This window comes from Quyinboa sediminis (genome assembly GCF_042219855.1).
Taxonomy (GTDB): Bacteria; Bacteroidota; Bacteroidia; order Bacteroidales; family UBA5342; genus JBHJHP01.
The window spans coordinates 124,167-148,727 of the sequence record NZ_JBHJHP010000002.1 but is presented as its reverse complement, the minus strand read 5'-3'; the positions used below and the strand labels follow the sequence as shown (position 1 = coordinate 148,727).

The window sequence follows — 24,561 nt, the reverse complement described above, 5'->3', positions numbered from 1 at the left end:
GTGCTATAATAATTAAACAATTTCTAATAATTCCACTTCAAAAACGAGAGCCGTATCAGGACCAATGACCTGTCCGGCACCCTGACTGCCATAAGCCAGTTCAGAAGGCACATATAATTTCCATTTGCTTCCTTCAGTCATAAGCTGCAATGCTTCTACCCAGCCCTTAATGACCTGGTTTACACCAAAGGTTGCGGGTTCGCCGCGTTGAACGGAACTGTCGAAAACAGTGCCGTCTATTAATGTGCCGTGATAATGACATTTCACACTGTCACCGGCTGAAGGTTTATTCCCTTCGCCATCGGCAATTACTTCATATTGTAAGCCACTCGGCAGTACATTTACCTCATCACGTTTTGCATTCTCATTCAGAAAATCCTCTCCGGCTTTTTTATTCATCTCGCTGGCTTTCTGCTGAACCGATTCAAAAAAATCGTTCAGAACCTGGCGGGCTTCTTCACTTGAAATTTCCGGCATTTTACCTTCCATTGCATCACGTAAACCTTTATTGAACTTTTCAAAATTCATCTCTTTAACGCCACTTCCTATAAGGCTTCCTGCAACGCTAAGACCTAATGCATAGCTTAATTTATCCATTTTCCTCCTCTAAAAATTAAGCAGCGAAGATAACGGTTTTAAATGAGCAAAAAAAATAAAAGTTTGAGGATTAAAAATTATTAGAATTAAGCGGTTTACGCTGTTAAAATTTGTGGAATCTGAAAGAAAAAAGTAGTGTCTTTTTCCTCTGTTGATGTGAACCCGATTTTACCTTTCAGGTATCGTTCACCCAATAATTTCATGCTGTATGTCCCAACACCTCTGCCTGATCCTTTAGTGGAAAATGAACGTTGAAAAATCTGACGTTGTGTTTTTTCAGGAATATATCCCTTATTGTGTACTTCGATCATGAAATTGGTCTTTTTCTTGTACACATTTACAATGATTTCTCCTCCGCGTTTTCCTGCTTCAAGTGCATTCTTGAGCATGTTGAGCATGATCCGGTTAAATATCACTTTATCTGTAATAATGCCTTCATCGTCGAAAGGAGGGTGGAAAATTATTTTCTTACCCCTGGCTACATCATGATGGCTGATCTTTTCTATGGAGTCGTTGAGCAATTCATGCATCACGAAAGGTTCAGGATTTACAGATAACTCGTTGTTTTCCGCTTTAACCAGTTCCTGTTGTGAAACAATTTCTTCAAGCAGGGAACTGCTGATGCGTTTAGCGGACTGGATAAATTTTTTACGGTCAAAATCATCCATCTCTTCCAGGGTTTCCATGATACCTTCCAGACTGCCGGCTAAATTAATAATGTCGTGAAAGAATGTACGTTCCAGTAATTCTTTTCTTTTTTTATCCGTAATATCTTTTGCTGAAATAACAATCAGGTCAGAACCTTCTATATCAAGTGAAGAAGCACTGATTTCAAGATCCAGCTGTTCTTCAACACCGTCTTTTTTAGTTGTGATCCGTGTTTCTTTTGTTGCCGGTAATTTTGTTACTGCCACATCTAAAATAACTGAAAGTAAGTTGCAGTATTTGCAGTACAGCGATGAACCGCAACCATCAGGCCCTTCTGTATGATGAATGCATGAAAGTGCTTCACCCGGCTTAATACCGTTATTTAAGGCTTCTTCCGGTATGTTCAGATCATTAAGAAAACTTTCATTTGCATAAACGATTTCCCTGTTTTCATTCAGAATAAAAACAACATAAGACAAGGAGTTAAGCAGATCCTTAATCTTATTGATGTTTTCAAGTGTGATGTTTTGCGATAAAAACGCGTTTACAGAGTGGTATTTCGCAGGAGCAAATGTCATGTTCTAATAATTAATTAGTACAAAGTTAACTAAAAATTATTATAACATCAAAATAAATTAACATAAAATTAACAGAATTAAAGTTAATTTTAATGTGAACCTGCTTATCGAATGGATTCCGGGACTTTAAAATAAAATGTTGTGCCTGATTCCCGGTTAGATTCAAAACCGACAGAACCCTTTAAATATCTATCTCCCAGTAGTTTCATGCTGTAGGTCCCAATGCCTCTGCCAGAACCTTTTGTGGAGAATGAGCGTTGAAAAACCTGTTGCTGAACGTGTTTGGGCATATAATGCTTATTGTTAACTTTAATGTTAAATTTATCGTTTTCCTTTGACAAACTTACCTTTATCGTTTCATTTGGACGGCTGGCTTCAAGTGCATTTTTCATCATATTCACCAGAATCCGGTTGAAAATGACCTTATCTGTCACAACAGTATCGTTCATTAAGGCTGGTTCGTATTGTATTGATTTCTTGCTGGCAACATGGTGATGGCTTATACTGTCAATCGCATTTTGAATAAGTGAGTTTATGTTATGTTCCTCCGGATTGACCGTTAGCTCATTGTGTTCAGCTTTTGAAATTTCATACTGTGCCATGATTTCATCGATTAAAGTATTACTGATGCGTTTTGCCGTTATCAGTAACCTGTCTTTTTCATGGCAACTCATCTCCTCCATCAGTTCCATAATCCCATCCAGACTGCCTGCCATATTAATAATATCGTGGAAGAATGTACGTTCCAGAATTTCCTTCCGCTTTTTATCCGTAATATCCTGTGCAGAAAAAACGGTATAATCATGCCCTGCAAAACTGAATGGAGTTGCTGTGATTTCAAGATCCAGCTGTTCCTCCAGTCCATTATTATCTATTATTACCCTTGCTTCCCTGGTATTGACAATCTTTGTAGCATGCGTCTCCACAATGGAATTGACCACACTGCAATACCGACAGAATTCTGAAGAGCCACAACCGTCAGGCCCCTGATTAACATGAATACAGGAAAATATTTCGCCGGGTTTGGAACCCAGCACATTCTGGTTATTCACAATTTTGAATTTTGCCAGAAGGTTATCGTTAGAAAATACGATCTCCTTATCCCTGTTCAGAATAAAAATAATGTAAGATAATGTCCCGAGAAGATCACGGACATTAGCAATGTTTTCCAAAGCATTTGCTTCTTCCAGAAAATCTTTGATTGGATCCTTTTGTCCGGGTGAAAATTGTATCGTCATATATAATGATTAAATAATTTAATCTTTGGAACGTATGCCTGGCTGAGTTTTGGTTATGATAATACACTAACACAACGAACGTTTCGTCCAGGTTATTTGGATCGGGGCTGTATGCAAGTACGGGAAAATCGGTGTCTTTAATCTGTAACAATGAACAGATAATTTTTGTTTTAGGCATCTGTAAATAAAAAAGGGATATTGATTAATCAATATCCCTTTTTTTATATCGAATACTACTGTTATGCCTGTTTGATTGCAGCCTGAGCAGCAGCCAAACGTGCAATAGGCACCCTGTAAGGTGAACAGCTTACATAGTCCATTCCGACTGAATTACAGAATTCCACTGAACTTGGTTCTCCACCATGTTCACCACAAATTCCGACTTTCAGTTTTGCATTGGTACCACGTCCTTTATCAACTCCCATTCTAACGAGTTGACCAACACCTTCCTGATCAAGTACTTCAAAAGGATCATTTTTAAGAATACCTTTTTGAATATAAACAGGCAGGAATTTACCGGCGTCATCACGGGAATAACCAAAGGTCATCTGTGTAAGGTCGTTTGTTCCGAATGAGAAGAACTGCGCTTTGGTAGCGATCTGATCAGCTGTAACGGCAGCCCTCGGGACTTCAATCATGGTTCCTACCAGGTAATCCACTTTTGATCCTTTTTCGGCAAAAACCTTTTCAGCAGTTGCATGAATAATCTCATACTGCAATTCAAGTTCTTTCAATGTACCGATCAGCGGAACCATAATTTCCGGACGGGCATCCACACCTTTCTGCTTCAGGTTTACTGCTGCTTCAATAATGGCACGGGCCTGCATCACGGTAATTTCAGGATATGTATTTCCAAGACGGCAGCCACGGTGACCTAACATCGGGTTAAATTCCTCGAGTTCTGCCACTTTGTTTTTTACATAATCAAGACTAACACCCATTTCCTGAGCCAGTTCTTTCTGAGTCGCCAACTGGTGAGGAACAAATTCGTGTAGTGGTGGATCAAGAAGACGTACGGTTACGCCATATCCTGCCATTGCCTCGAATATACCTTCGAAGTCGCTTCTCTGCATAGGGAGTAATTTTGCCAGAGCTTTTTCTCTCCCAGCAACATCGCTCGCCAAAATCATTTCACGCATGGCTTTAATACGTTCTCCTTCAAAGAACATATGCTCTGTACGGCAAAGACCGATACCTGTAGCGCCAAATTTACGGGCAACATTAGCATCTTTGGGAGAATCAGCATTGGTACGCACACTCATGCGTGTATATTTATCTGACAACTCCATGATTTTTGCAAAGTCACCGCTTAATTCCGGTTCCATAGTGGCAACACGACCATCGTAAACCACTCCGGTTGATCCGTTCAATGAAATCCAGTCACCTTCCTTAAAGGTTTTACCTTCCATGGTCAGGGTGCGTTCCTTGTAGTTAACTTTTATCGTACCGGCACCGGAAACACAGCATTTACCCATGCCACGGGCAACAACGGCAGCATGAGAAGTCATACCACCACGGGCCGTTAAAATACCTTTGGCAATGTTCATACCTTCAAGGTCTTCAGGTGAAGTCTCGATACGAACCAGTATTGTATTATCATATTTTTTTGCTTCATCAGCAAAGAATACGATTTGTCCTGTTGCGGCACCCGGAGATGCAGGCAAACCCTTCGCCATAACATCAGCTCCGGCTTCAGCTTTTTTATCGAATACCGGATGTAAGAGTTCGTCAAGTTTCTGTGGTTCCTGACGAAGCAAAGCTTTCTTTTCGTCAATCATACCACTTTCGAGCATGTCAACGGCTATTTTAACCATGGCAGCACCGGTACGTTTTCCGTTACGGGTTTGCAGTAACCATAATTTTCTGTCCTGAATGGTAAATTCAAGGTCCTGCATGTCGCTGAAGTAGTTCTCCAGCTTGGTTTCTACGTCAAATAATTCTTTTGCCACTTCCGGCATGGCTTCTTCGAGTGACGGATATTTTTCTTTCCGGACCTCTTCGGTTATGTTGGCCAGTTTAGCCCATCGGCGGGAACCTTCAAGGGTGATTTGCTGAGGTGTACGAACACCGGCAACCACGTCTTCACCCTGAGCGTCAATCAGATATTCACCATTGAAAATGTCTTCACCGGTTCCTGCGTCACGGGTAAAGGCAACGCCTGTTCCTGAGTTTTTACCCATATTACCGAATACCATAGCCTGAACGTTTACCGCTGTTCCCCATTCATCCGGAATACGGTTCAAACGGCGATAATAAATGGCGCGTTCGTTGTTCCAGCTGTCAAAAACGGCCATAACAGCACCCCAGAGCTGATCGTATGCATCTTCCGGGAAATCGTGTCCGGTTTGTTTTTTAACTGCAGCCTTAAATTTAGATACCAGTTCTTTCAGGTCAGCTACTTCAAGTTCATTATCCAGTTCAACGCCTTTGGCTTCTTTTACCTCTTCCATGATGGCTTCAAACGGATCAATATCTTCTTTGCTTTCCGGTTTCATACCTAAAACCACATCGCCGTACATCTGTACAAACCTGCGGTAAGAATCCCATGCAAATCTTTCGTTCCCTGATTTTTTGGCAATACCCTGCACTGCAGCGTCATTAAGTCCAAGATTCAGAACGGTATCCATCATACCCGGCATGGAGACTCTTGCGCCGGAACGAACTGAAACCAGACAAGGGTTTTCCTTATCCCCGAATTTGGTACCCATCAGATTTTCAATGTTGGCAATTGCTGCTTCAACCTCATCCTTAAGCAATTCTACAACCTTTTGTTCTCCCAGTTGATTGTATTCTGTACATACGTCTGCTGTGATAGTAAATCCCGGAGGAACCGGAACCCCGATAAGGTTCATTTCGGCAAGGTTGGCACCTTTTCCTCCAAGGAGGTTTTTCATGTCGGCCTTTCCTTCAGCCTGGCCGTTTCCGAAAGTGTAAACTCGTTTGTTACTCATAGTTATTATTAAATATGTAGTTATTAAATATTTGAATATTCAAGAATGGGAAACAAAGGTAGGATAAATATTTAAAAAGTTAAATGTAAAAAAGGTAAAAAACCGTTACGACTGTTAAGGACTGTTGAATGCAGGTTTCTAGCTGTTTTTAATGCCGGTTTTACCGGCTTAGGCCGGCCGGATTTATAGAAAAAAAGCCTTTTATTTAGTCTGGTTTTACCCTGATATGACGGCTGGTCTGACTCGCTGCCCCAAATATTCCACGACCGTTTTTAATGTTTGTATATATGTATATCGGTTCAGAAAGCGGGAAATCATAATAACTGTTATACGATGCCAGAGACCTGAGATAATAAAACATATCTTTGGTGTAAGAGGTCAGAGTTATTCTCAAATTCAGAATGTCAATATCGGTATAAAAATAGAAATTATCTGAACTGACGGAAATCTGATTCTTTAGTCCCGGCAGCAGCTGATCTTTAAAATAGAGAATATTTCCACCGGTTTCTTCCGTAATATCTGTGTTGGTGTAAAGTCCGTAATCGTTTTTAAATTCATATATGCCATCCCAGGAACTAATCTCTACCGGGTTGAACACGAGAACACTGTCAACAGAGACATAGTTTTCGGGGTCAGGCGGAGGAAAATCATTGGTGTATTTATATTCTCCATCATTCATAATGTAAGTATATGAAGCCCTTTCTATTTTTATACTGTAGAAGTTGTCTGTTGCCGGAGCATCATCCAGGAGTACGGTTAAACTGATATTGAACAGTATCGGCTCAACATAATCCGGAGGACAATCATAGCAGGGAGTACCTGATTCTTCTTTTGTGATTTTTATATTTTCAACGGTAAAAGACGTGGAATCAGGAACCGTCAAATCAGCCCGGGCACTTTCCAGTCCGTTAACAGATACATTAATGTCAAATTTATCCAGTGGTTTCACGTGAATATTATCGGCAACAAACAGATTGGAATCACTACTGTATCTCACATTTACATTGCTGCCGTTTTGGAGCAGCTCCAGTTCTGTTGGAGTCACTCTGGACCATTCCATGTTCAGGTTATTCCGCATGGCAGTTCTGGCAATCATAAAGCTGAAAACAGAATCTGACTGTGCCATTCCGTTGATTACGATCTGAGGCTCATGTACCTGTAATGGAAAATCTTCCACAACCTTACTGCATGATGAACTTAGGATGATCAGGATTAAAACCAGATATGTATTAAATAATGACTTCATAACCTAAAATTTAATTGTGTAACTCAGTGTTGGCAAAGGGAAGGGTAACAGACTGAACTGACGGACCACGAATAAATCCCGCATCAGATTTTGATCCCACCGGGTTCCGGGAAACATAAAAGTAGGATTTTTAGCTGCCGTTAGATTATATACACTAAGATTGAGTTTATGCGTGGTTCTGGTCATTTCTTTAATATAGGTTATGCCCAGATCCACCCGTTTGTAGAATGGCATTTTGTAGCTGTTTTTAGACTCAAAAAAGTAATTGTCATCCACAAAAAACGGGATATTCCCGTCGTCGGGTCCATATATATAGTAATTATCCCAGTATGGTTTGGTATCAGGACTGTTCAGTAAAGGCATTTTCTGATCGTAAAGTGTAAATGAGTTACCGGAATTCAACTGTACATTGGCTGAAATCTCCCAGCTATCATTTATTTTATAATTACCCACAACAGACAGGTCATGGCGTCTGTCGTACTTGAATGGATAAGGCATCCCGTTGTTAAGATCTTTAAAGTACCGATCGCTCCATGCCAGCGTGTAGCCTAACCATCCGGTTAGTTTGCCCTGTGTTTTCTGAAAAAACAACTCCATGCCATAGGCTTCGCCACTACCCTGTGTTACTTTGTCTTCCCAGTTTGTTTCGATAAGAAAGAAGGATTCTCCCTCTTTATAAGAAACCAGGTTGTCCATCTTTTTATAATAGCCTTCGAGTGTAATCTCATACACATCGTTTATAGCCAGGGCTCCTCCCAGTGCCGCCTGCCAGGATTCCTGTGGTTTGATATTTTCTGTGGCGGGGACCCATAAATCAGTTGGTAAATTTCCAATAGAGTTGGCCAACAGATTCAGGTACTGCGTCATTTGCGCAAACGAGGCTTTAACCGATATATTTTTATCCAGTTTATATCTCAACGATGCTCTGGGTTGTACGGACTGATAGTAGGTTTTCCCTTTGTTAAAACCAGAATAATGCACCCCAATATTAGCCTTTAACCGGTTTGAAAATTCGATGTTATCTTCGGCATACAGTGCCACCTCAAAGGCAGGGATATTGATAAATCCCAGCGTAGTGTCAAGCAGTGAACCCTGACCGGATGAATTATAATTTAATGCAGATGTTCCCGGAGTGTAGGTATGATAGGTGTACCATCCTCCCATACGAATATATTGTTTACGCGTCGGAATAAAATCAAAGTCCTGTTTGATCCCAAAATCCCTAATGTTGGAGTAATAGGACAAATCAAAACTTTCCGATTCTTCTGCCTCTCCGGTTATTTTACTTTTATTGTCGAAACCAAGATTAGTCTGAAACTGGTATTTGGTATAGGTAAGAGTGGTATTAGAGAACAGCTTGCTGTTGAAAACATGGTTCCAGCGGAGTGCCGAGGTAAGATTTCCCCAGAAAAACCTGAAACCGATGGTACTTTCGTTATCGTAAGTAATTAAGGTTTGTGTTCCATCCCGGTCTTCGTAATTGGAGTAGCTGTATTTGTCGGTGACCCCAAGACCCAGCACATCCCGTCCGTTATAAATGCTGAAAAACAGACGGTCGTGGTCAGAGAATTTATGATTGATCTTGGCATTGATGTCATAAAAATAAAGATCGAGATTAATATTGACGTTTGGATCCGTATTAGACAGTTGTATGAATGGCGCTGCAACAGCATCGATATAGGTTCTCCGGGCCGCAAAGAGGAATGATGTTTTCCCTTTGCTGATTGGTCCCTCCAATAAGATTTTGGAAGAGATTAAACCCAGTGTCGCTTCTCCGTGATAATTATACAGATCTCCTTCTTTCATCCTTATATCAACAACCGAAGATAAGCGACTGCCATAGCGGGCAGGGAATCCGCCCTTGATAAGGTCAACACTTTTTATGGCATCTGCGTTGAATACCGAAAATATTCCAAGGGCATGACTGACGTTATATACCGGAACACCATCCAGCAAAAACAGGTTTTGATCAGGACCACCGCCACGAACATAAATCCCTGCAGTACCTTCGGTTCCTCCCGCAACGCCAGGCATCATCTGTAATGTTTTTAGTACGTCTACCTCTCCGAATAAAACAGGCATAGACTTAACCTGTTTGGGATTCAAGGATACCGTGCTCATCTGTGAAGTCTCCACTGTTTGCTGTGGAGAACGGTCCATAACGGTAATTTCCTTAAGGGTTAAAGATGGATTGAGCTCAATATTAATGATTGTATCCTTTTTAAGGTTCAAGCTCAGCTTAACCGGTTCATAACCAATATAAGAATATTCGATTTCCACATCTTTACCGGCTTCAACACTGATGCTGTAAAACCCGTAATAGTTTGAAACGGTACCTTGCTGCAGTGCCCTGATGTACACATTGGCCTGTATAAGCTGTTCCCCAGAGCTTTTGTCAGAGATGGTACCGCCTATATTGACTTTTTGACTGAAGAGTGGAAGTGGGAGTAAGAATAGCAATATTAAAATCCTGTTCATTAGGGTTTTATTATTAGGTTAATATGATTATTAACACCCAAAGATAGTGTTTCATCATCTAAATTCATCAGTATATGCTGTATTAACGACGCATAATTAGATAAAAAGTTGCATAACAGAATAAAAACTGTAAAAAATAATACCTTGCATTGTAATGTTTTTTTTTCTGGAACGTATCTTATTTAAAAGCGATTTTTTTGAGAACTAAGGAATTCAATACACATTTTCTGGAACATAAAGCGGCGCTGTTTGGCTATATATTCGGATTGGTAAAGAACCGGGAGGAGGCTGAAGATGTGCTTCAGGAGCTTTATCTCAAACTATGGCGCAAAAAGGATTCCATTAAAAAGGAGACATGCCGTTGCTATTTCTACAGCGGTGCCAGATCGTTAAGTATTGATGCCCTTCGAAAAATAAAACGGACAATGGATCTGCAGTTTTCCGTGGAGTATGAAATGTTCTCTGAGAATACCTTTGAAAAGCAGGAACTGACCATGCACTTCAGGAGAGCTATTGATAATCTTCCGGGAAATTACAGGGAAGTGATTTACCTGGTGGATGTATGTATGATGAACACAGCTGAGGTTGTGGATTTGACCGGTCTGAAAACTAATAATGTTCGCGTTATTCTGAGTCGGGCCAGGAACATGATAAAGGAGGAACTGACTAAAATTTACAGTTATGAGCGCACAGAAAAATCCTGACGAACTATATAAGGCTGCCATCCAAAGTGAAAGGCAGGCACTTACTGAACAGGGTAACAGGGTTCAGATAAAAATGAAATCTGATAAATCAGCAAGGGTGAGGCGGATCGTATATTATACATCTGTGGCCGCAGCGATTGTTGCAATGTTTCTGATTTTCAATCCCTCGGCGAAACAGAACAGACAGTTAAGAACATTTCAGGTCATGGTTAGCAATATGGAGTTTACACCACCATCAGAGACATTCAGGTTTGATGCCAGGATGAACCAGATTGATAAACTGAACCGGAAAATTGAAGAAATGAATCAGGATGATATGGTAAACCGGTTAAATGCAAAAATGAAAAAGTATAAACAACAAAACAAACAGTTATGAAGACAAAACACATTGGACTTTTACTGGTGATGATATCAGTATTGCTCTTATCCCAGACCGCAGTGGCACAGCAGTTTAAATCTCCGGTAAGAACATTGTATGAAAAGTATGAGGACAACTCGGACATGAATATGATGTACATGAGTAAAAAAATGTTTGAACTGAAATTCAGGCAAAAGTTACAGGGAAATCCTGATTTTCCGGAGGATATCATTGATAATTTTAACGAGATGATCCTGATTGGTGGAGAAGATGATCAGCTTATTCCGGATGATGAAATGAAGAAACTGAAAAATGAGATCAGGGACAAGGGATATGATCAGATCGTAAAAATGGTGGATGACGGAGAAAGCCTGACAGTTTATATCCTGGAAGATAAAAAGACGGATCGCATTAAGGACCTGATTGTAATGGCGCTGGAAGATGATGAACAATTAATTCTCAGTGTTTCAGGAAACATGACTATGAAGGAAATTATTACGGTATCTCGTTTACTGGATATAAATATATTAGATGTATTAGATATGTAAAAAAAGCGGGCACTGCCCGCTTTTTTTATGTTCTTATCTTACCGGATAAATTGTAAATCCGTATTCGTATTGTTCTCCGGCATACCGCATATATTGCGGATGAGGTTTGGCTCCCCAGCTGTTGTCGCCGCCAACGCCCATCTGAAATTTATCTATTCTCAGTTCAACAAGGTCGCGAGGCTTAATGTCCGTTGTATGACGCTGTGCCTTACGCATTCCGGCATCAAAATCTTCAACCGTATTATTCAGGGCACTGAATCCTATGGGTTCATCACCTTTTATGCATAAGCCAATCCCATCGTGGTTGATCAGTTTTACCCAGCGCGTATCCGTTTTATAGCCGTTTTCCTGCGGACGTATATACGGCCAGTACTGGTCAGCCACTTTTGAATGGTAAAGATCCACAAAGGCTGCTGTGTTTCGGTCGATATAATTTTCCCACGGGCCACGGCCGAAGTAGGTTAGATTATCAAACTCTGCAGGCATTTGCATGGTCATACCGATTCTCGGAATCTCCGGCAGTTTTTCCTTACGTGCTTTAAAAGCATAGGAAACATGAACCGAGCCATCGCCCTTAATATCATATTCCATATGAATAAACCCATCGATACTGTCCAGTTGAAAGTGAGCATATACAATCACTTCGTTGTCTGAAACCTGTTTGGAATACACGTCGGTTGCCTTGAGATCTGTGGTGACATCCTTCCATATTTTGCATCTCCACTGCATTCTGTTTCCAAAATCATTGTCAGTAGGAGCCCTCCAGAAATCAGGCTCGAGCGGTTCTTTAACCAACTGTGTTTCATTTACCACATAAGAACTGATTACGCCATGTGTTCTGCAGAAACCAACAGAAAAGTCAAGACCTGCAACGCTGATTTTTTTATCGTCTGTTGTAATTGTCAGTTTACGCATCGGCCTTTCCACCGGTTCCGGTTCAATATATTCAGGATACCTGAACTGTTCGCTTGCATAGGTGTGGATACCGGGAATAAGGTCTGAAGTCCTGCCATCCATTGCTTTAATGGTTAAAAAGTATTCCACCCCGGGTTGCGGTTTGAAATTTGCCATATTGAGATTAACAGTTCTGGATTCCTGTGGTCGGATATTAAATCCGGCCAGGTTCCCCTGAAGTACAAGCTTCCCGTTTCCTTTCAGTTCCCAGTGATAAACAAAGGATGCCAGGGACTGGAAGAAGTATTTATTGCTGATTTCAATTTCACCCTGCTTCAGATTAATGGCTTTGAACCCGATATTCTGATATACCTTTTTAATTTCATGCATGGCCGGATGTGGAATTCTGTCGGGATTAACCACACCGTTCAGACAAAAGTTCCCGTCGTTTTTTGTTCCTTCCGGTTCAAAATCGCCACCATAACCGAAGAATGTTTCTCCTGAAGGTGTTTTTTTAACAATACCCTGGTCCACCCAGTCCCAGATGAAACCGCCCTGTATCTGTGGTTCCGATTCCACCAGGTCCCAGTATTCCTGGAAGTTTCCGTTGCTGTTACCCATGGCATGCGAATATTCACACCATATAAACGGCCGTTCCGGATCGTTTCCGGTATACCTTTCCTTTACATACCTGATACCGGCATACATATCGCCATGAATATCGGTATGGCGTTCTTTAATGTCGGTCTGTTTTTCGGCTCTTTCATAATGAACCGGACGGGACATGTCTCGTTTTTTTATGGCTTTGTAGGCATTCAGAAAGTTCATTCCGGTACCTGCCTCATTTCCCATACTCCACACAATAACAGAAGGGTGGTTTTTATCGCGTTCCACCATGTTTATGTTGCGTGCAATATGCGCCTTTTCCCATTCCGGTTTGGTGGCAAGTGTGTATTTGGGATCATAGCCAAAACCATGCGTTTCCAGGTCTGCTTCATCGTACAAATAAATGCCATATTTATCACAAAGCTTGTACCATAGCGGATCGTTGGGATAATGACTGGTACGGACTGCATTGAAGTTATTTTCCTTCATCAGCTGAATATCTTTTATCATGGTTTCTTTATCTACCACATGCCCGTAAACCATGTCATGCTCATGCCTGTTAACACCCTTCAGGAGAATAGGTTTCCCGTTCACCAGCAGTTGTCCGCCCTTAATTTCACTGGTTCTGAAGCCGATTTGGGTTGATACGGCTTCCTGCACTTCACCTTTCGGATTTTTAAGTACAATATTCAGGGTGTATAGGTTAGGAATCTCAGCGGACCATTGCTTCACATCCTTTACGGTGCCATTAAACGTTGTTGTGACTGATTGTTTCCGCTTGACGGTAACGTCTTTTTCTCCTTCCAGTACCCTGATCCCATTTGCATCCTTCACTTCATAGGACAGTTTATAGCGGTAAGCCGAACGTCTCTGCAGATTATCAACGTCAACATCAAGGAAGAATATACCATTTGTATACTGCCCATCGAGTCCGGGTTTGGCAAAAAAATCACGGATATAAACCTGTGGTCTGGCAGTGAGATAAACATCACGCTGTATGCCGGCAAGGCGCCAGAAATCCTGATCTTCAAGGTAGCTGCCATCGCTCCATTTAAAGACTTTTACGGCCAGTTTATTCTTACCCGGCTTTACATAATCTGTGATCCGGAATTCAGAAGGAAGCTTGGAATCCTGTGCATAGCCTGCTTTTTCACCATTGACCCAGACATAATAAGCCGAACTTACAGCACCAAACGTCAGGAATATCTCTTTGCCGTCCCAGTCTTCAGGGATGTCAAACATCCTGACATAAGAACCGGTAGGGTTGTAGTTTTTATCGATAAGTGGTGGGTTCTTAGGGAAGGGATACCCGGCATTCACATAATTTGCAAAGCCGTATCCGAACATTTCCCAGTTTCCGGGAACCGGAATATCGTCCCATTTTGAAACATCATAATTTTCTTCATAAAAATCCTCCGGACTTTCAGCAATGCGGTCTGCAAAATTAAATTTCCAGGTCCCGTTAAGGTTGATATAATCCGGATTCAGTGCAGAACAATCTTTTTGTGCAAGATCCGCATCCGGGTAAGCAATAAACGTGGCGTGAGCCTTTTCCGTATGAATAGAAATGACTTCGGGGTTCTCCCAGTCATTCTGCTGAGCCACTATTGAAAAGGCCAGCATTAAAAATGCAAATAAGGTTATACTCTTCATTATCAGTTATTTGTTTTTGTTTCTTATGTAAAAATAGTACGCATTGTTCTAATATGCACAAAGTAAGACCCGAAAGTTATTAATTAATTTTGGTAGGGCGGAAATATTACGCGGGAAATTACGACAGTCAACTTCAAATAGTTTTTATACTTTTGTACAAAATCTGTTAGAATGAATTTTTTCGAACACCTTGGCCGTTATGGTACACTCATGGGAAAGGTTTTATCTAAACCGGACAAGCATAAAGCCTTTGTAAAAAATACCATTATTGAGTTTCAGAAACTGGGTGTGCAATCTGCCGGCATTGTAGCCATTATATCTGTATTTATCGGTGCTGTAATCGCCATTCAGACCGCATACAACATGGAAAATCCATTGTTGCCCAGGTATTCGGTTGGACTTGTCACCCGTGATACACTTTTACTGGAATTTTCTTCTACCATTGTATCATTGATCCTTGCTGGTAAAGTTGGGTCAAATGTCGCCTCAGAAATAGGAACCATGCGGGTTACAGAGCAGATTGATGCCCTCGATATTATGGGAATCAACTCGGCGAACTACCTGATTCTGCCCAAGCTCGTGGCATTTGTTATCATTATTCCGTTTCTTGTACTGTTAAGTATGGTATTAGGTGTGTCAGGTGGTTACCTGGGAGGTGTTACACTTTCCGGTGCCGTGACTTCAACAGATTACCTGTTTGGAATACAGTATTATTTTATACCCTATTATATCATCTATTCGCTGATTAAATCGCTCTTTTTTGCCTTTATCATCGTGTCTATTTCTGCTTACTATGGCTATTTCACATCGGGTGGAGCACTGGATGTAGGTAAGTCCAGTACAAAAGCTGTTGTGCACAGTACAGTAACCGTGTTGCTGTTTAATGTATTATTAACTCAAATGCTGCTGGGATGATAGAGGTAAATAATGTATCAAAAAGCTTTGATGGCAAGCAGGTGCTGCGGAACGTATCTGCGGTGTTTGAACCGGGAATGACAAATCTGATTATCGGCCAGAGTGGTTCGGGTAAAACGGTACTTCTGAAAAGTATAGTTGGCCTGCATACGGTGGATGAAGGAAGAATACTCATGGATGGCCGCTGCTTCTCAGCTTTGAAGCCCGGAAGTAAGGAGAAAAAGGCGGTACGCCGTGAAATGGGAATGCTGTTTCAGGGCTCTGCACTTTTTGATTCCATGTCGGTAGAAGATAATGTACGTTTCCCGCTGGATATGTTTACCAATATGAGTTCCAGGGAGAAGCAGGAACGAGTTGACTTTTGCCTTGAAAGAGTTAATATTGTCGGCGCACATAAATTATTGCCGGCAGAGATCAGTGGCGGAATGCAAAAGAGGGTGGCCATTGCAAGGGCTATCGCCTTAAACCCCAAATATTTGTTTTGTGACGAACCAAACTCAGGTCTTGATCCCAAAACATCGATTGTGATTGACCAGCTGATTCAGGAAATTACAAAGGAATACAATATTGTTACCATCATAAATACCCATGATATGAATTCTGTTCTGGAACTGGGTGAAAAGATTATTTTTATCAACAAGGGAGAGAAGGCCTGGGAAGGAACCAGCGATGAAATAATGAAAACCAAAGACGAAGAAGTCCGCGCTTTTATCTTTGCCGGGAACACCATGAAGGGCTTCAAGGATTATTACAATGAATAGACCGGTTTGCTTTTACCCCAAAGTGAACTCAATGACAAACATTACTGTTTATATTAAGTTGTGATAATATAAATGAATGGCACTTAAAAGCAAAATTGCACCACTTGGGAATATGGAAGAGCTTTCGTTTGAAGATTTCAAAAAAGAGGTATTAAACGATTACAAACTTGGTTGGGTGAGCCGTAATTTAAGCATTACAGGCAGAATGGAGGTCCTTACCGGTAAAGCTTTTTTTGGCATTTTTGGAGACGGGAAAGAGGTGGCCCAGATTGCAATGGCCAAAACCTTTAACAACGGTGACTGGCGGTCGGGCTATTACCGTGACCAGACCTTTATGCTGGCGACCGGCATGTTGACTCCTGTGGAGTTCTTTTCACAGTTATACGGCGATACCAATACAGAGCGTAATCCTGCTACCGGAGGGCGTGGAATGAATAACCATTTCGGATCACGCATCATAAATGCTGACGGTTCCTGGAAGGATCAGACAATGCAGCCCAACAGCTCTGCGGATGTATCATGTACAGCGGGTCAGATGCCACGTTTGGTGGGTCTTGCCCAGGCATCAAAACTGTACCGTAACAATCCGGATCTTTCACATCTGCAGAACATGAGTAAAAACGGCAATGAAGTGGCCTTCGGAACAATTGGTGATGCCAGTACATCGGAAGGGCAGTTCTGGGAATCCATCAATGCAGCCGGAGTTTTGCAGATTCCGATGGCAATCTCCATCTGGGACGATGGCTATGGCATTTCTGTGCCGAGGAGTGTGCAAACGACAAAGGACAGCATATCTGAAGCACTCAGAGGATTTGAAAAAGAAAGTGGAACCAACGGATTAAAGATTTATAAAGTTAAAGGCTGGGACTATCCTGAACTGATAAAGACTTACCAGAAAGGCATTCAGCTTTGCCGGAAAACACATACACCGGTCTTATTTCATGTCAACGAACTGACTCAGCCCCTCGGACACTCATCATCCGGTTCACACGAAAGATATAAAAGCCAGGAACAGTTAAACTGGGAAAAGGAACATGATTGCCTGGTGAAAATGAAATCATGGATTCTTGAAAATGAGCTTGCACAGGAAGAGGAACTTGACAAACTTGAGCAGGAAGCTAAAAAGGAAGTTCGTGATGCACGAAAACAAGCCTGGAATACATACAGAAAAGAGTTTGACAGTTATTACAGGGAGCTGAAGGAAATTGTAACCGGAAAAACCTGCACCTGCGATATTGTAAATAAGGGGAAAATTGATAAGGTACTTGAAGAACTTGATGCTGTGCAGTTTCCGGTAAAAGAAAATCTGCTGAATGCGGCTAAAACAATTCTCTGGCATACCTGTCGTACCTGCGAGCTGAAAGGTTCATTGCGGGATCAGCTGAATGTATGGTTAACACAGAAGCGAAAAGAAAACTACGATAACTATTCCAGGCACCTTTACGATGAGCCCTGGCCTGGTCTGGTAGGAGAAAGTGTTGCTCCCGGAATAACAAATGCGGCCATTCAGGTGAATGGAAATGAAGTGCTTCGACGTAATTTTGATGCCTTGCTGGCTAACGATCCCAGGATTCTCATTTTCGGTGAAGATTCAGGAAAACTGGGAGATGTCAACCAGGGACTTGCAGGTTTACAGGATAAATACGGCGAAATGCGGGTAGGAGATACCGGTATTCGCGAAACAACCATAATAGGTCAGGGCATAGGACTGGCGCTTAGAGGTTTGAGGCCGATCGCAGAGATACAGTATCTGGATTACCTGATTTATGCCATTCAAACCCTGAGTGATGACCTTGCCTCACTTTCATGGCGGACAGCCGGAGGACAGAAGGCCCCTTTAATTGTTCGGACGCGGGGCCACAGGCTGGAGGGCGTTTGGCATTCCGGTTCACCCATGAGTTTACTGATAAACAGCCTGAGAGGGTTTTATATTTGTGTTCCGCGTAACATGACCCAGGCGGCCGGTTTCTATAATACGCTGCTTGATCACAATAATCCGGCTTTGGTCATAGAGCCTTTAAATGCTTATAATCTTAAAGAGTATCTTCCCGATAATCTTGGTAAGTTTAAGGTGCCCTTAGGCAGACCCGAAATTTTACAGGAAGGCACAGATGTTACGCTGGTTACCTATGGATCGTGTGTCCGTATTGCACAGAAAGCAATGGAGCGACTGGCAGAATTTAATATTTCGGTTGAACTGATCGATATTCAGACCCTGCTTCCGTTTGACACAGACCATGTGATTGCAGAATCCATTAAAAAGACAAACAGGGTGCTCTTTTTTGATGAAGACGTTCCCGGTGGAGCCACCGGATTCATGATGCAACAGGTTCTTGAGGTTCAGCGTGCTTTTGAATACCTGGATTCCGCTCCTAAAACGCTTACAGGTAAAGATCACAGACCGGCTTACAGTACAGACGGGGACTATTTTTCAAATCCGAATGCGGATGATGTGTTTGAATATATCTACGATATTATGCATGAAGCCAGACCGGATAAATATCCCGGCTGGACCTGATATTAGACTTAAAAAAAGGTACCGTAAAGGGGAAACGGTACCTTTCAGAAAAACAAACTAATCATAGTTTGAATCTTCCGGAAACGTTAGTGAATCTAATGAATGATAATAAAAGGTGAAGTTATTATCCCGGAAGATGTTTTGGCCTGTAAATAATACAGACCTGATATAAAGTGATTTGTGTTCATTACAGGAAACGTATCAGGCGCTTTATTTATTTCAATTAAACGCCCGATTCTGTCATAAATTTTGATTTCAAGAATTTCAGAACCACATTCAAGTGTGATTTTCTCATTTGCCGGGTTTGGATATATCCTGATTTTATACGGATCATAATAGGGAGTATCAATGATGGTTTCTTTCTGAACGGCTCCCTTAAGTTTAAATGTACTGTAAATTTTATATTCTCCGGGATCCATCTGCATATTAACCGTATTGGCTGTAATTTCGATGGAATCACCGCTTAATGCATCCCACCACCAGCCTGTTGCTGGCATGGAAACCAGGCTGCTTTGGGGTATGACGTCTGTGTTCGCTATGACAACAACAAAGGCGGTATCTTCTTCTGAAAGCACAATCTGCTTAATTGATTTTGCCCCGATACTCGTTGTAAAAGCGGCCGTTTTAAAGATGCTGTTCTGTTTTTTAAGATCAATGAGTTGTGCAAACGTGTTCTTAAGAGCCACCCTGTTTGAATCTTCCAGATAGGACCAAACAATGGGTTTTTCTCCCAGTCGGCCATTATATTCTATGGAATAGTCATATCCCAGTTCCTCAAACTGCCACATCATTTTGGGTCCCGGAATGGTAAAGAAAAGCGATGCTGCAAGACCAATCCGTTGCAATGCCGTTTTAGGATCACGGGTAGAATATGCATCCCTTGATGCCCCGTAATTCAGGCATTTATACATCAGGCGTTCTTCGTCATGACTTTCCATATAGCTTACCAGGTTAGGCTTGTTCCATCCTCTGGCCTTATACGAAGCCCATGTCAGGTCAGAAGAACTGACGTAACCCATGGCGTTTTCACCATAGGCATGGTTCATATTACCCCATAACAGGAGGCCATAATCAGCCAGCTCCGTTTCTTCAGAATTATCTGCCAGATGCTCGCAGATCATATACGCTCCCGGCTTTTGAACCTTTGTTTTATTATATATGCGTTCCAAAATTGCAATTCGGGATGCATCATAAGCCTGACCTGTTCCCGGTGTATTGGTAAACCCTTTGGTAAAGTCGAACCGGAATCCATCCAGGTTATAATCATTCAACCAGTGATCGGTTACCCTGTCAACAAAATACTGTGTTGCCGTTGATTCGTGGTTGAAATCGTAACCCCATGAAAATAAGGTATTGGGACTGGTCACATTAAACCAGGGATTTTGCGGCGAGGGATTCCCATTTTCAAAATACATCTGAACCATTGGATTCTGACCGTAGGCATGGTTCAGTACCATATCCATTATGACGATTATTCCTTTGGCATGGCAGGAATCTATAAATTCTTTGTAATCATCTTCAGTACCGTAATATTTGTCTGGTGCAAAGAAGAAAGAGGGGTTATATCCCCAGCTGCTGTTTCCTTCAAATTCATTGAAAGGCATCAGTTCGATGGTGTTCACACCTAAGGATTTAAGATAATCCAGTTTGGTCCGGACTTCTTTTATGGTATGAGACTCCACAAAATCCCTGATCAATAATTCATAGATTACCAGATCAGATGTTTCCGGCAATTCGTAAGTTGTAATTTTCCATTCGTAATTGATCTTACCGGGTTGTAATACACTAACAATGCCCGTTGTTTTTCCGGCAGGGTATGGTTTCAGATCAGGGTAAACACTTTCAGAAATATAAGCATCATTCCAGGGATCGAGTACTTTTTCGGTGTAAGGATCTGCGATCAGAAGCCCGTCATCGATAAGGTATTGGTATGCGTACTCAATCCCTGGAGTGAGATTATTCAGTGTTATCCACCAGTAGTCGCCATCTTTGTTAAGCTGATAATCTGAAGATGGTTCCCAGTTGTTGAAATCCCCAATCAGGTAAACATGGTTTTTATATGGAGCGTAAAGTACGAGCGTAACAGTTTGATCCGAAATATAATTAATCCCGTCAACCACACCTGCAGGTCGCTGTAGTTCCCGCGCTTGTTCCCTTACAAAGATCATCGTGGTATCATAGGCTGTTTCACTGTCTTTTACTGCTTTCACCACTGCAGTATATGTTCCAGGCTCTGTGAATTTATAGCTCAGGCTAAGGTTGATATTGTTTATAGTCAGGATATTTGTGTTGTTTATAATAAGGCTCATTGATGCTGTTTCTGAAGCAGATGCTTTAAACGCGACTGTTTCGTCCGGATCAATCAGCATTGGTGACATATCGGGATAGGTAAATGTAACTGAAAAAACATCGGATGCAACATCTACAAAAATATCGGTTCCACCGCTACCTTTACCTTCTTTGGTGCCGTCTGCACTACGAAACACAAAAGCCAGTTTAAGGATTGTTTCATTTTCCGGCACGCCATAGTAACTTCGTATATCCGGATTAATATCAAGTTTATAAAGGTTCTGCGATGTTCGGGTCAGTTTACATGCTGGAATATTAACACCCCAGTCAGCTTTAACATATTTCCAGTCGCTGCTACCTGTGCTTTTATCCGTAATAACGCCGGTATGGGCATATACGTCACCGGTAAAGTTTTCAAGTCCACCTGTTCCCTCCGATGCATTGAAGAAAACCGTAACGGGTTTGGTGTCAACCGGTATGCCCGGATCGGTATAAACGACCTGTGCATGTGTAAGAGCCGAAATAAACAGTATCAGTATTCCTGTAATAAGTCTCACCTTATTTTTTTGTTATGAATTTATGAAAATTTAGAATACAGCAGGATAAAAAGATAAAAACAAGCATGGTTACCCATGCTTGTTTTTAAATGAATTGAAAAAATTTAATTCTTAACTAATGTGTATGTATTGTTAAACAGATTGAGCGTAATTGTGTAATTACCATCTTCAGGAACTGCGATATTGGCACCACCTGGTTCCAGTGAACCGTCTGCACCATCGTCGCCAAGGTTCACATCCCAGCCGTCGTTAGCCCTGAATTTAAATGCACCGGAAGCAACCAGATCAAGCGTAACAGTAAATACCTGATTGGTTTCATCCCAGGTCATATTGGTATCGGAATCCCAGCTTGTTGGTGTGGCATCTCCGATTACGCCCCAGCGATTTGCTGTATATGTATAGTTAAGCGGCGTACTTAAATCCAGTTCAAAGAAATAATCAGATTCGGTGTCGACTGCAATATTTTCTCCACCTGCATTCAGGTTTTCATCTGCTGATGTACTTCCGTAATTATAATCCCAGCTGTGATTTGCACGGAATTTAAACTCGGCAACAGTCAGATGGACAGCTCCTCGCCATTTCATAGAAACGGGATCGTAGGTGAGTGGTGTCTCATCGTCCCATCCGTTTGGTGTGGCACTTCCAATTACACCCCATACCGTTGCAACTGCTGTATAGGTCATATCGGCGGCATTTGCATTTATTTTATAATAACCTGCCGGTGATACAATATTGGCACCACCCGGATCAAGAGATCCATCTGCACCATCATCACCCCAGTTTACATCCCACGACGGACCAGCAGTAAGCTTCCATTCATTGTTTTCATTAGCCATATAAATGTATCCTTCAAGATGATCCGGATCATCAACGGAACTTTTTATGAAAGGAGATTCTCCTGGACTCCAGTCTGCATAACCACTTTCAGGATAACTGGCAGCAACATACCCTCCGGGAACGTACCAAGTACGGTCATCACCCAGGGTGGTAAATGTAATTTCATCACCGTAAGCTGTTCCTGCTTCATTCGTTGCAAAAGCGCGAACATGATAGGTCGTCACTTTCTCAAGCGCATCCAGATTGACGACGAATGTACCGGTGCCGTTACCCATGGATACTTTATTGTCATCAACTGTAGGATCGGCACTCAGGCTCCATACAATACCGCGGTCGGATACTGAACCTCCGCCGTTGTAAGTCACATTTCCACCGGTAACCGCAGTTGTTTTATCCACTTCTGTTGCTGCGTCTGTCGTAATTTTTGGTAAATCGATGGCAGTTTTAAATGTGATTTGCTCGCCATAACCGGTTCCGGCAGAGTTTGTAGCGTATGCACGCAGATAGTAGGTTGTGTTACCCATTAAATCTGCAACATTGCTCGTAAACTCTCCGAGGCCCTTACCGTCTTCTGTATGATCTCCGTCCACTGTAGGACTTGCGGAAGTTGCATAGCACACACCATATACGGTAACATCAGCACCACCGGAGACTGTAACATTACCACCGGACTTCACAGAATTACCTGTGATTTCGGACGCTGCCGTAGTGGAAAGGGTAGGCACTACCGGGAGGGTTTTGAATTTGATCTGTTCTCCGTAAATCGTTGCTGTACCTGTTACCGCATAGGCTCTTGCGTAATACGTGGTCGCATAATCCAATCCTGAAAGCACAACATTATAGGTTGCACTGGTCAGAGAGTCAGTATAAGCAACTTTGGAGTTCTCTGTAGTTGGATTTTCTGTTGTCGCATAGCAGACACCTCTTTCGGTCATTCCGTCTCCTTCAGCTATAACAAATCCAATAATTGTTGCCGTACTGGAGGTGATGCTTTTAATCTGATTGGTTGTCAGCTGAGCATCTAACCTTACATCATCCTCTTTTACACATGCGGTAATGATGAAAAGTACCGCCAGAAATGAGGTGAGTATCGTTAATATATTTTGCTTTTTCATTTCTGTATCGTTTAATTATTCGGAATAAATTCATAGAAACCTTCACTGTCACTGTAAACAGTCAGCCGGACTGTATAAGTACCATCACTTGGTACCGGTATGTCGTTACCAACACCACCTTGCTGTGTCGGGCCTGTTAATCCCGGATCAGTTGTACCTTCTACAAATCCCATATTCCAACCCCAGCCATTGTTTAATCTGAACTTCAGCACACCGGCTTTTAATTCAAGCGTGATATACCAGTATTTATTCTCCTGGTCATAGTCCATATTGATATCTTCTGACCAATCGTAAGGTGGCACAGCTGTTCCAATGATACCCATTGAGTGCTCTGCAATCTCGTATGTAAGATTATTAAGATCAACAGTCAGCATAACCCAGCCTTCCGGATCTGCTGTGATGGCAGCTCCGTTTGCAGTTAAGGCACCGCTGCTTCCACCATAGCTTACATCACCATCCGGATCGTATAAGGTAAATGCCTGTGCAGCATCCAGCTTAACAATGCCTGTATATACACCATCACCGTTTGCCGACTGAATAATCTGATCCATTCCTGAATTTAACAGGTCAAGTCTTGGCAGACCAAAAACGGTCACAGACTGGGTAACGATATCTGAAATATATTCAAAGGGATCGGCACTTGTTCCCGGAGCACCTGTTCCTGCATCTACAACAAGTGTTGAGGTAATTCTGAAATCAACAGAAGAAACCTGATCAGCAGGCAGTATATCGAGAAACATACCGTTTAATGCGCTAACTTTAATAGACATAACTGAGTCCTGTGTACCGGAGAAAACAGTGACTTTATTCACAAAATTATCTCCTGAGGGACAGGCTTCCAACCTGTAGGTTGCAGAAGCTACAAAACCCGGATCAACAGCGGTACCTTTAAACGTTATCGTTTGTGTAGCATTACTCCTTTCCAGTGTAAGATTCGGAAGTGTTGTGAGAACAGGTGCCACCGGTTCCGATAACATGATAACCTTGTCCTCATCTTTTTCACAACTGGTGAAAAATCCAAGTAATCCGGTCAGTAAAAGAAATATTATTGTTTTTTTCATGATTATCTG

The 24,561-nt window shown here is 41.9% G+C and carries 16 protein-coding genes; 6 read left to right on the top strand and 10 right to left on the bottom strand.

All coding sequences use genetic code 11. The features are described from left to right. Window positions 1–12: 12 nt before the first annotated feature. From ACE1EF_RS05865 to ACE1EF_RS05840, 6 genes are all read right to left on the bottom strand, one after another. Window positions 13–597, bottom strand: a complete 585-nt coding sequence (locus tag ACE1EF_RS05865; RefSeq protein WP_375719695.1) for a BamJ family beta-barrel-assembly machinery protein — start codon at window positions 595–597, stop codon at window positions 13–15. 95 nt (window positions 598–692) lie between these two features. Beyond that, complete coding sequence (locus ACE1EF_RS05860) at window positions 693–1,823, bottom strand: sensor histidine kinase (protein WP_375719694.1); 1,131 nt, start codon at window positions 1,821–1,823, stop codon at window positions 693–695. A 104-nt stretch (window positions 1,824–1,927) separates the two neighbouring features. Beyond that, on the bottom strand, window positions 1,928–3,061 hold the full coding sequence (locus ACE1EF_RS05855; RefSeq protein WP_375719693.1) for a sensor histidine kinase: 1,134 nt from the start codon (window positions 3,059–3,061) through the stop codon (window positions 1,928–1,930). Window positions 3,062–3,300: 239 nt separating this feature from the next. After that, window positions 3,301–6,012, bottom strand: a complete 2,712-nt coding sequence (gene ppdK / locus ACE1EF_RS05850; protein WP_375719692.1) for a pyruvate, phosphate dikinase — start codon at window positions 6,010–6,012, stop codon at window positions 3,301–3,303. 205 nt (window positions 6,013–6,217) lie between these two features. Continuing rightward, window positions 6,218–7,258: a DUF4249 domain-containing protein gene (locus ACE1EF_RS05845; RefSeq protein WP_375719691.1), complete on the bottom strand. Its 1,041-nt coding sequence runs from the start codon at window positions 7,256–7,258 to the stop codon at window positions 6,218–6,220. Between the two features lie 3 nt (window positions 7,259–7,261). Next, a complete protein-coding gene (locus ACE1EF_RS05840) occupies window positions 7,262–9,736 on the bottom strand; it encodes a TonB-dependent receptor (protein WP_375719690.1) in 2,475 nt (824 codons plus the stop codon). Window positions 9,737–9,933: 197 nt separating this feature from the next. On the opposite strand from ACE1EF_RS05840, the gene ACE1EF_RS05835 reads away from it, so the two are divergent. Genes ACE1EF_RS05835 through ACE1EF_RS05825 form a run of 3 tightly spaced genes read left to right on the top strand, consistent with a single transcriptional unit; the run spans window position 9,934 to window position 11,346 of the window. Next, window positions 9,934–10,440, top strand: coding sequence for an RNA polymerase sigma factor (locus ACE1EF_RS05835; RefSeq protein WP_375719689.1), 507 nt, complete (start codon window positions 9,934–9,936; stop codon window positions 10,438–10,440). Next, window positions 10,418–10,816 (top strand): hypothetical protein, encoded by a 399-nt coding sequence (locus ACE1EF_RS05830; protein ID WP_375719688.1) that lies wholly within the window; start codon window positions 10,418–10,420, stop codon window positions 10,814–10,816. Before ACE1EF_RS05835 ends, ACE1EF_RS05830 begins: the two co-directional genes overlap by 23 nt. Beyond that, window positions 10,813–11,346 carry a DUF4252 domain-containing protein gene (locus tag ACE1EF_RS05825; RefSeq protein ID WP_375719687.1) on the top strand — a complete coding sequence of 178 codons (534 nt, stop codon included), beginning with the start codon at window positions 10,813–10,815 and terminating at the stop codon, window positions 11,344–11,346. Before ACE1EF_RS05830 ends, ACE1EF_RS05825 begins: the two co-directional genes overlap by 4 nt. A 33-nt stretch (window positions 11,347–11,379) precedes the next feature. Here ACE1EF_RS05825 and lacZ read toward each other — a convergent pair whose 3' ends face one another. Beyond that, window positions 11,380–14,499 carry a beta-galactosidase, LacZ type gene (gene lacZ, locus ACE1EF_RS05820; protein ID WP_375719686.1) on the bottom strand — a complete coding sequence of 1,040 codons (3,120 nt, stop codon included), beginning with the start codon at window positions 14,497–14,499 and terminating at the stop codon, window positions 11,380–11,382. 171 nt (window positions 14,500–14,670) lie between these two features. Here lacZ and ACE1EF_RS05815 point away from each other — a divergent pair, with 171 nt between their 5' ends. From ACE1EF_RS05815 to ACE1EF_RS05805, 3 genes are all read left to right on the top strand, one after another. Beyond that, window positions 14,671–15,414 (top strand): MlaE family ABC transporter permease, encoded by a 744-nt coding sequence (locus ACE1EF_RS05815; RefSeq protein ID WP_375719685.1) that lies wholly within the window; start codon window positions 14,671–14,673, stop codon window positions 15,412–15,414. After that, window positions 15,411–16,175, top strand: coding sequence for an ABC transporter ATP-binding protein (locus ACE1EF_RS05810; RefSeq protein ID WP_375719684.1), 765 nt, complete (start codon window positions 15,411–15,413; stop codon window positions 16,173–16,175). The genes ACE1EF_RS05815 and ACE1EF_RS05810 overlap by 4 nt, the downstream gene beginning before the upstream one ends. 76 nt (window positions 16,176–16,251) lie before the next feature. Continuing rightward, on the top strand, window positions 16,252–18,693 hold the full coding sequence (locus ACE1EF_RS05805) for an alpha-ketoacid dehydrogenase subunit alpha/beta (RefSeq protein WP_375719683.1): 2,442 nt from the start codon (window positions 16,252–16,254) through the stop codon (window positions 18,691–18,693). A 95-nt stretch (window positions 18,694–18,788) separates the two neighbouring features. Here the strand turns inward: ACE1EF_RS05805 and ACE1EF_RS05800 are convergent, their stop codons facing one another. The 3 genes from ACE1EF_RS05800 to ACE1EF_RS05790 all read right to left on the bottom strand — a co-directional run bounded on the left by ACE1EF_RS05800 (window position 18,789) and on the right by ACE1EF_RS05790 (window position 24,552). Further along, the gene (locus ACE1EF_RS05800) at window positions 18,789–21,539 is read right to left on the bottom strand and encodes an alpha-amylase family glycosyl hydrolase (protein WP_375719682.1); all 2,751 of its coding nucleotides are present in this window, start codon (window positions 21,537–21,539) and stop codon (window positions 18,789–18,791) included. A 104-nt stretch (window positions 21,540–21,643) separates the two neighbouring features. Continuing rightward, window positions 21,644–23,491 (bottom strand): cadherin repeat domain-containing protein, encoded by a 1,848-nt coding sequence (locus ACE1EF_RS05795; RefSeq protein WP_375719681.1) that lies wholly within the window; start codon window positions 23,489–23,491, stop codon window positions 21,644–21,646. Between the two features lie 11 nt (window positions 23,492–23,502). After that, complete coding sequence (locus ACE1EF_RS05790; protein WP_375719680.1) at window positions 23,503–24,552, bottom strand: SusE domain-containing protein; 1,050 nt, start codon at window positions 24,550–24,552, stop codon at window positions 23,503–23,505. Window positions 24,553–24,561 lie beyond the last annotated feature (9 nt).